This is a genomic window from Pseudomonas sp. RW10S2 (assembly GCF_014268985.1).
GTDB lineage: Bacteria > Pseudomonadota > Gammaproteobacteria > Pseudomonadales > Pseudomonadaceae > Aquipseudomonas > Aquipseudomonas wayambapalatensis.
Genome location: NZ_JABWRO010000171.1, coordinates 1 through 8,903, shown reverse-complemented (window position 1 = coordinate 8,903; position 8,903 = coordinate 1). Strand labels below are relative to the sequence as shown.

At 68.3% G+C, this 8,903-nt stretch carries 1 protein-coding gene and 1 pseudogene; both read left to right on the top strand.

Going from position 1 to position 8,903, the window contains the following annotated elements:
• A pseudogene (locus HU729_RS24100) lies at positions 1-4,015 on the top strand (amino acid adenylation domain-containing protein); the annotation flags it as partial.
• 109 nt (positions 4,016-4,124) lie between these two features.
• A partial coding sequence (locus HU729_RS24095; protein ID WP_346655319.1) for an amino acid adenylation domain-containing protein occupies positions 4,125-8,903 on the top strand: 4,779 nt, incomplete at its 3' end.

Below are 8,903 nucleotides of genomic sequence, written 5' to 3'. Positions count from 1 at the left end.
GCTGAGCAGCGGCAAGCCCCTGGCCCTGCCAGGCAAGACCAACTCGCAGCGCGACTGGGCCGAGCAATTGCGTCGTTACGCCGTCGAGCACAGCGCTGAGCTCGGCTACTGGCAGCAACGCCTGCAGGGTGCCGCCGAGTTGCCGTGCGCCGCACCAACGGCGGTGCTGGACAACGCCCATGCGGCGATGGTCCATACGCGCCTGGACAAAACCACCACCCAACGCCTGCTGCAGGAAGCGCCCGCCGCCTATCGCACCCAGGTCAACGACCTGCTGCTTACTGCCCTGGCCCGTACCCTGTGCCGCTGGAGCGGGCAGGGCAGCGTGCTGGTGGAGCTCGAAGGCCATGGCCGCGAAGAGCTCGCCGAGCACCTCGACCTGACCCGCACCGTGGGCTGGTTCACCAGCGTGTTCCCGGTGTGCCTGACCCCGGCCGAAGCGCTGGGCGACTCGCTCAAGCAGATCAAGGAGCAGTTGCGTAGGGTGCCCAACAAAGGGCTGGGCTTCGGCGCCTTGCGCCGCTTCGCTGACGCCTCGACCCGTGAAGCGTTGCAGGCCTTGCCGGTGGCACGGGTGACCTTCAACTACCTGGGCCAGTTCGATGGCAGCTTCCAGGCCGAAGACGGCGCGCTGTTCAGCCCGAGCGGCGAGGCCAGCGGTGCCGAGCAGAGCGCGCAGGCGCCGCTGGCCAACTGGCTGGGCATCAACGGCCAGGTGTACGACGGCGAACTGGACCTGAGCTGGACCTACAGCACGCAGATGTTCGACCACGCCACCCTGCAGGCCCTGGCCAGCGATTTCGCCGAGCAGTTGCAGGCTCTGGTCGAGCATTGCTGCCAGCCCGGACAAGCGGGCGTGACGCCCTCGGACTTCCCGCTCTACCCGCTGGCCCAGGCGCAACTGGATGCGCTGCCGGTCGCCGCGCGGCAGATCGAAGACATCGTGCCGTTGTCGCCGATGCAGCAGGGCATGCTGTTCCACAGCCTGTACCAGCACGACGCCAGCGACTACGTGAACCAGATGCGGGTGGACATCGACGGCCTGGACCCTGCGCGTTTCTGCGAAGCCTGGCAGCAGGCGCTGGACGCCCACGACAGCCTGCGCAGCGTGTTCCTCTGGCAGGGCGATGTGGAGCGTCCGCTGCAACTGGTGCACAAGCAGGTCGAGGTGCCGTTCCGCGTGCTTGATGTGCGCGGCGACCAGGACCTGCCCGCCGCCCTCGACCGCCTGGCGGCCGAGGAACAGGCCCAGGGCTTCGACCTGGCCCGTGCGCCGCTGCTGCGCCTGGTGCTGGTGCGTACGGCTGATGACCGTCATCACCTGATCTACACCCACCACCACATCCTGCTCGACGGCTGGAGCAATTCGCAGCTGCTGGGCGAGGTGCTGCAGCGCTACGCCGCGCGCCGCGAGGTCGGCCATGTTGGCCGCTACCGCGATTACCTGGCCTGGCTGCAGGCCCAGGATGCCGGGTTGAGCGAGCGCTTCTGGACCGAGCAACTGAGTGTGCTCGAGGCCCCGACCCGGCTGGCCCAGGCCTTCGTGCGCAGCGAGCCTGTGGCGCAAGCGCCGTTTGGCGACCACTACCAACAGTTCGATGCCACGTTCACCCAGCGCCTGGGCGAGTCGGCGCGCCGTCACAAGGTGACCGTCAACACCCTGCTGCAGGGCGCCTGGCTGATCCTCCTGCAGCGCTACACCGGTCAGCAGGCGCTGTGTTTCGGCGCCACGGTCTCGGGGCGTCCGGCGGACATCGTCGGTATCGAGCGCCAGGTCGGGCTGTTCATCAACACCCTGCCGGTGGTGGCGCAGGTGCGTGCCGAGCAGGCGCTGGGCGAGTGGCTCGGTGAGCTGCAGCAGCACAACCTGGCCCTGCGCGAGCACGAGCACACCGCGCTGTACGATATCCAGCGCTGGGCCGGGCAGGGCGGCGAGGCGCTGTTCGACACCCTGGTGGTGTTCGAGAACTATCCGGTGGCCGAGGCCCTGCGCCAGGCCGAGGTGCCCGCCCTGGGCTTCGGCGCCATCGACAGCCACGAGCGCACCAACTACCCGCTGACCCTGGCCATCGCCCTGGAGCAGACCCTGCAGGTGCACTACAGCTACCTGCGCGAAGCGTTCGACGATGCGCGCATCGTGCAGATCGCCGGGCACCTGCGCCAGGTCCTCGAGCAACTGCTCGAGGCGGCGCCGGGCCAGGCCATCGGTGCGCTGGAGCTGATCACCGGGCAGGAGCGTGCGCAACTGGTGGAGCAGTGGAACCACGTCGATGCACGCTTCGATTCGCCACGTGCAGTGCACCAGCTGTTCGAGGCCCAGGCGCAGCGCACGCCGGAGGCGGTGGCGGTGTTGTTCGGCGAGCAGCAACTGAGTTATGCCGAGCTCGACCAGCAGGCCAACCGCCTGGCACACGGGTTGATCGAGGCAGGGCTGGGCGCCGAGGCGCTGGTGGGTGTGGCGCTGGAGCGTGGTCCGCAGATGCTGGTCGCGTTGCTGGCGGTGCTCAAGGCTGGCGCAGCCTATGTGCCGCTCGACCCGGAGTACCCCGAAGAGCGCCTGGCATACCTCATGCAGGACTCGCGCATGGCGCTGTTGCTCACCCATTCGCAGTTGCTGGCGCGCCTGCCCGCGGCGCAAGCCGTGGCGACCTTGTGCATCGACCAGTTGGCCAGCGCCTCGCTGCCGAGCAGCGCGCCGCAGCGCCCGGTGCACGCCGAGGGCCTGGCCTACGTGATCTACACCTCCGGCTCAACCGGCCAGCCCAAGGGCGTCGCCGTGGCCCATGGCCCGCTGGCCATGCACTGCCTGGCGATCGGTGAGCGCTACGCCATGAGCGCGCGTGACTGCGAGCTGCACTTCATGTCGTTCGCCTTCGACGGAGCCCATGAACGCTGGCTGACCTGCCTGTTGCACGGCGGCCGCCTGCTGATTCGCGACCCGCAGCTGTGGACCGCCGAGCAGGCCTGTGCGGCCATGCACCGGCATGGCGTCACCGTTGCCGCGTTCCCGCCGGTGTACCTGCAGCAGTTGGCCGAGCACGTGCGCGAGCACGGCAACCCGCCGCCGGTGCGCATCTACTGCTTCGGTGGCGACGCGGTGCCGGAAGCCTCGTTCGAACTGGTCAAGGCCGTGCTTGCGCCTGAGCACATCATCAATGGCTATGGCCCGACCGAAACCGTGGTCACCCCGCTGATCTGGAAAGCCGACCGCGCCGAACGTTGCCAGGCGGCCTATGCGCCGATCGGCAGCCGCATCGGCAATCGCAGTGCCTATGTGCTCGACGACTCGGCGGCGCTGCTGCCCCAGGGCGTCGCGGGCGAGCTGTACCTCGGCGGCACAGGGGTGGCGCGCGGCTACCTGCACCGCGCCGCGCTAACCGCCGAGCGCTTCGTGCCGGACCCTTACGGTGTGCCGGGCGCGCGCCTGTACCGCAGTGGCGACCTGGTGCGCCAGCGCGCCGACGGTGTGGTCGACTACCTGGGACGGGTCGATCACCAGGTCAAGATCCGCGGCTTCCGCATCGAACTGGGTGAGATCGAGGCGCGCCTCCAGGCTCAGGACGGCGTGCGTGAAGCCGTGGTGCTGGCCCGTCCCGGCGTCGGTGGCCCGCAGCTGGTGGGCTACGTGCTGGCCAGCGCGCAGGGCCTGGCGCTCGGCGAGGCTAAATTGCGCGAGCAGCTCCACGTTCGTCTTAAGGAGACACTGCCGGGTTACATGGTCCCCACCTATCTGGTCTTCCTCGACGCACTGCCCCTGACACCCAACGGCAAGCTGGACCGCAAGGCCCTGCCGGCCCCGGATGCCAGCCTGATGCAACGCGACTACCGCGCGCCGCAAGGCGAGCTGGAACGCGCCATCGCCGATATCTGGGCTGCGGTGCTGAAGGTCGACCGCTTAGGGCGTGACGACAACTTCTTCGAACTGGGCGGGCATTCGCTGCTGGCGACACAAGCCACGGCAGCCGCACAGGCGCAACTGCAGGTACAGGTGCCACTGGAACTGATCTTCCAGGCCGACGACCTGCAGGGCTATGCGCAAGCGCTGGAAGGGTTGCGGACCACCGATCTCGAGCAGGATCTGAGCGATATGCATGACTTCCTCACCGAGTTGGAGACGAACTGAGATGGCTGTAATGGATAACATCGCGCTGGTTCAGCGATTCATCAGGTTGCCGCTGTCACAGCGCAGGGCCTTCCTGGAAAAGCTGGCCGGCAAGGGCCTGACCCTGGGGCAGTTGCCGATCCCGGCGGCCCGTGAAGGCCTCGATGTTATCCCGCTGTCCTACGCCCAGCAGCGCCAGTGGTTCCTCTGGCAACTGGAGCCGCACAGCAGTGCCTACCACATCCCCAGTGCCCTGTGCCTGAAAGGCACGCTGGATGTGCCGGCACTGGCGCGCAGCTTCCAATGGTTGCTGGGGCGGCACGAGTCGTTGCGTACGCGCTTCGTCGAGACGGCCGAGGGCGTGCGCCAGGTGATCGAGCCTGCTGCGTCGGCCTTCGAGCTGCCGCTGCAGCACCTGCCGGTCGATGCCAGCGCCGATACCGAGCAGGCCGTGCGCGACTTCGTCGAGGCCCGTACCCAGGCGCTGTTCGACCTGCAGCAGGGCCCGCTGCTGCGGGTCGACCTGCTGCGTCTGGCCGATGACGACCATGTGCTGGTGATGACCCAGCACCACATCGTCTCCGACGGCTGGTCGATGCAGGTGCTGGTCGAGGAACTGGTACACGCCTATGCGGCCTTCAGCAGTGGCGGTGAACCTGCGCTGGCGACGGCATCGATCCAGTACGCCGACTACGCGATCTGGCAGCAGGCCTGGATGGAAGCGGGGGAGAGCGAGCGCCAGCTGGGCTACTGGACCGCGCGTCTGGGCGGTGAGCAGCCGGTGCTGGAGTTGCCGATCGATCACCCGCGCCCGCAGCAGCCCAGCCATCGCGGCGAACGCCTGGCGGTGGCGCTGCCGGTCGAGTTGCAGCGAGCCCTGCGCAGCCTTGCCCAGTCGCAGGGGATGACGCCGTTCATGCTCCTGCTGGCCAGCTTCCAGTTGCTGTTGCACCGCTACAGCGGCCAGCGCGAGATCCGCGTCGGTGTGCCGGTGGCCAACCGTCAGCACCCCGACACCAAGGCGCTGATCGGCTTCTTCATCAACACCCAGGTGCTGGATGTCAGCATCGACCCGCAGAATACCTTCCGTGAACTGCTACAGCAGGTGCGTGCGGCGGTGCTCGGCGCCCAGGCCCACCAGGCGCTGCCGTTCGAGCAACTGGTCGAAGCCCTGGCGCCGGAACGCAGTGCCGGGGTCAACCCACTGTTCCAGGTCATGCACAACCACCTCGGTGGCGATGGCGCCTCGGCACTGCGCCTGCCGGGCTTGCACATCGAGGGGCTGGACGTACGCACGGTCACCGCGCAGTTCGACCTGACCCTGGACACCGCCGAGGCGGGCGAGCAGCTGTCGGCAGCCTTCACCTACGCCACCGACCTGTTCGAGCGGGCCACTGTCGAGCGCATGGCGCGGCACTGGCTGCAACTGCTCGGGCAGATGGTCGCAGCGCCGGATACGCCCCTGGTGCAGGTGCCGTTGCTCGATGCACAGGAGCGCGCGGACATCATCGCCGAGTGGAATCCACGGCCGGCCAAGTATCCCGTGCAGCAGTGCATTCACCAGCGCATCGAGGAGCAGGCGCGCCTGCGCCCCGAGGCCATCGCGGTCACGCTGGATGACCGCCAGCTCAGCTACGGCCAGCTCGAAGCCCAGGCCAACCACCTGGCTCACCGCCTGCTGGCGCAGGGTGTCGGCCCTGAGGTACGGGTCGGCCTGGTGGTCGAGCGCAGCCTGGAAATGATCGTGGCCATTCTCGCCACGCTCAAGGCTGGTGCTGCCTATGTGCCCATGGACCCCAGCGCGCCAGCCCAGCGCCTGGCCTACATGATGGACGACAGCGGCATCGCCCTGCTGCTGGTGCAGCCGCACCTGGCGGCAGGTGTGCAGGGGGCCGAGGGCGTGCGCCAGCTGATGCTGGAGCCGCTGTCGCCACAGCCGCTTGCCGACCCCGGCGCGCCGCAACTGGCTTGCGACCCGCGCCAGCTCGCCTATGTCATCTACACCTCCGGTTCCACCGGCCAGCCCAAGGGCGTGCTACTGCCCCACGACAACGTCATGCGCCTGTTCGCTGCCACCGAACGTTGGTTCGACTTCGCTGCCGACGATGTCTGGAGCCTGTTCCACTCCTACGCCTTCGACTTCTCGGTGTGGGAGATCTTCGGCGCCCTGATGCATGGCGGGCGCCTGGTGATCGTGCCGCACGAGACCTGCCGCAGCACCGAGGATTTCCATGCGCTGCTGCACCGCGAGGGCGTCACGGTACTGAACCAGACCCCTTCGGCGTTCAAGCAACTGATGCAGGTGGCCTGCACCCGTGACGCCGCCGAGCTGGGTGCCCTGCGCCAGGTGATCTTTGGTGGCGAGGCCCTGGAGGTGCAGGCGCTGCGCCCGTGGTACGAGCATTTCGCTGCGCAGGGGCCGCGCCTGGTGAACATGTACGGCATCACCGAAACCACCGTGCATGTCACCTACCGTCCGCTGAGCCCGAGCGATCTCGAAGGGGCGGCCAGCAGCCCGATCGGCGAGCCGATCGACGACCTGTCCTGGTACCTGCTCGACGGCCAGCTGGAGCCGGTCGCGCCGGGATGCATCGGCGAACTGTATGTCGGCGGTGCCGGCCTTGCGCGCGGCTATCACCGCCGCAGCGACCTCAGCGCCCAGCGCTTCGTGCCCGACCTGTTCGGCAATGGTGGGCGCCTGTACCGCACCGGTGACCTGGCGCGCTATCGCAACGACGGGGTGATCGAATACGTCGGGCGTATCGACCAGCAGGTGAAGATCCGTGGTTTCCGTATCGAGCTGGGCGAGATCGAAGCCCGCTTGCTGCAACTGCCGGGCGTGCGCGAGGCGGTGGTGCTCGCTCGCGACGGCAGTGCCGGTACGCAGTTGGTGGCCTATGTTGTGGCGCAGCAGGGCAGCGGCGAGGCGTCGGCGCTGGTCGAGCGCCTGCGCAGCGGCCTCAAGGCCGACTTGCCGGAGTACATGCTGCCAGCGCATATCCTGTGCCTGGACAGCCTGCCGCTGACCCTCAACGGCAAGCTCGACCGCGCGGCGCTGCCGGCCCCGACCCTGCGCCAGGAGGATTACCAGGCGCCGCGCACGGCGCTGGAGCAGCAAGTGGCGCAAATCTGGCAGCAGGTGCTGGAGGTCGAGCGGGTCGGTCTGCAGGACGATTTCTTTGCCCTGGGCGGGCATTCGCTGCTGGCCACCCAGGTGGTGTCGCGCCTGCGTCACGGCCTGGGCCTGCAGGTGGCATTGCGCACCTTGTTCGAGCAGACCACCCTGCAGGCGTTCGTCGCCAGCCTCACGCCAAGCGCAGACACCGCACAGCCTGCGCTGCTGCCGACAGTGCGTGGCGAGCTGGCGCCGCTGTCCTACGCCCAGGAACGCCAGTGGTTCCTCTGGCAACTCGACCCGAGCAGCAGCGCCTACAACATCCCCAGCGCCTTGCGCCTGCGCGGCGCGCTGAATGTGGCCGCTTTGCAGCGCAGCTTCGACAGCCTGCTGGCGCGTCACGAGTCGCTGCGTACCACGTTCGTCCAGGCGCCCGAGGGTGCTCAGCAGCGCATCCACGCCGCCGCACCGCTGGCGCTGCCGATCGAAACGGTCGCCGAGGCCGAATTGGCCGCACGGGTGCAGGCCGAGGTGGCGCAGGTGTTCGACCTGGAGCAGGGGCCGCTGTTGCGTGTGCGCCTGCTGCGTGTGGCGCAGGACGACCATGTGCTGGTCGTCACCCAGCATCACAGCGTCTCCGATGGTTGGTCGATGCAGGTGCTGGTCGAGGAACTGGTGCAATGCTACGCCGCCTTCAGCCAGGGCGAAGCGCCCACGCTGCCGGTGCTGCCGCTGCAATACGCCGACTATGCGATCTGGCAGCGGCAGTGGATGCAGGCCGGCGAGCGCGAGCGTCAGCTCGGCTACTGGACCGAACGTCTTGCCGGCGAGCAGTTCCTGCAACTGCCCACCGATCACCCACGCCCGGCCGAACAGTCGTTCCGTGGCGCGCAGCTTGCGCTGGCGCTGCCGGACAACCTGGCCCTGGGCCTGCAACAGCGGGCGCGTGAGCTGCGGGTGACGCCGTTCATGCTGCTGCTGGCCACCTTCCAGGTGCTGCTGCACCGCTACAGCGGCCAGGGTGATATCCGCGTCGGCGTGCCGGTGGCCAACCGCAACCGTCTGGAGACCGAGCGCCTGATCGGCTTCTTCGTCAACACCCAGGTACTGCGCGCCGAGGTCGAGCCAGGCATGGCCTTCACCCACCTGCTCGAGCAGGTCCGCCACAGCGCCCTGGAAGCGCAGGCCCACCAGGACCTGCCGTTCGAGCAACTGGTCGAGGCCCTGCACCCTGAGCGCAGCCTGAGCCATAGCCCGCTGTTCCAGGTGATGTTCAACCACCAGGGCGAGCGCGCCGCCGAGGCGTCCATGGTGCAGGTGCCGGGCCTGCAGGTCGAGGCGCTGGCGTGGGACAGCCACACCGCGCAGTTCGACCTGACCCTCAATACCTTCGAGTCGGGTACGGCCTGGTCGGCGATCTGGACCTACGCCACCGACCTGTTCCTGCCAGCGACCATCGAGCGCCTGTCGCAGCACTGGCTGAACCTGTTGCAGGCGATCGTCGCAGCGCCGGAGCAGCGCGTCGGTGAGCTGGCGATGCTCGAGGGCAGCGAGCGCGAGCGCATCGAACGTCAGTGGAACGCCAACGGCCTGGACTTCGACCGCAGCCAGTGCATCCATAGCCTGATCGAAGCCCAAGTGCGGCGCACGCCGCAGGCGTTGGCGGCGATCTGGGGCGATGAGCAA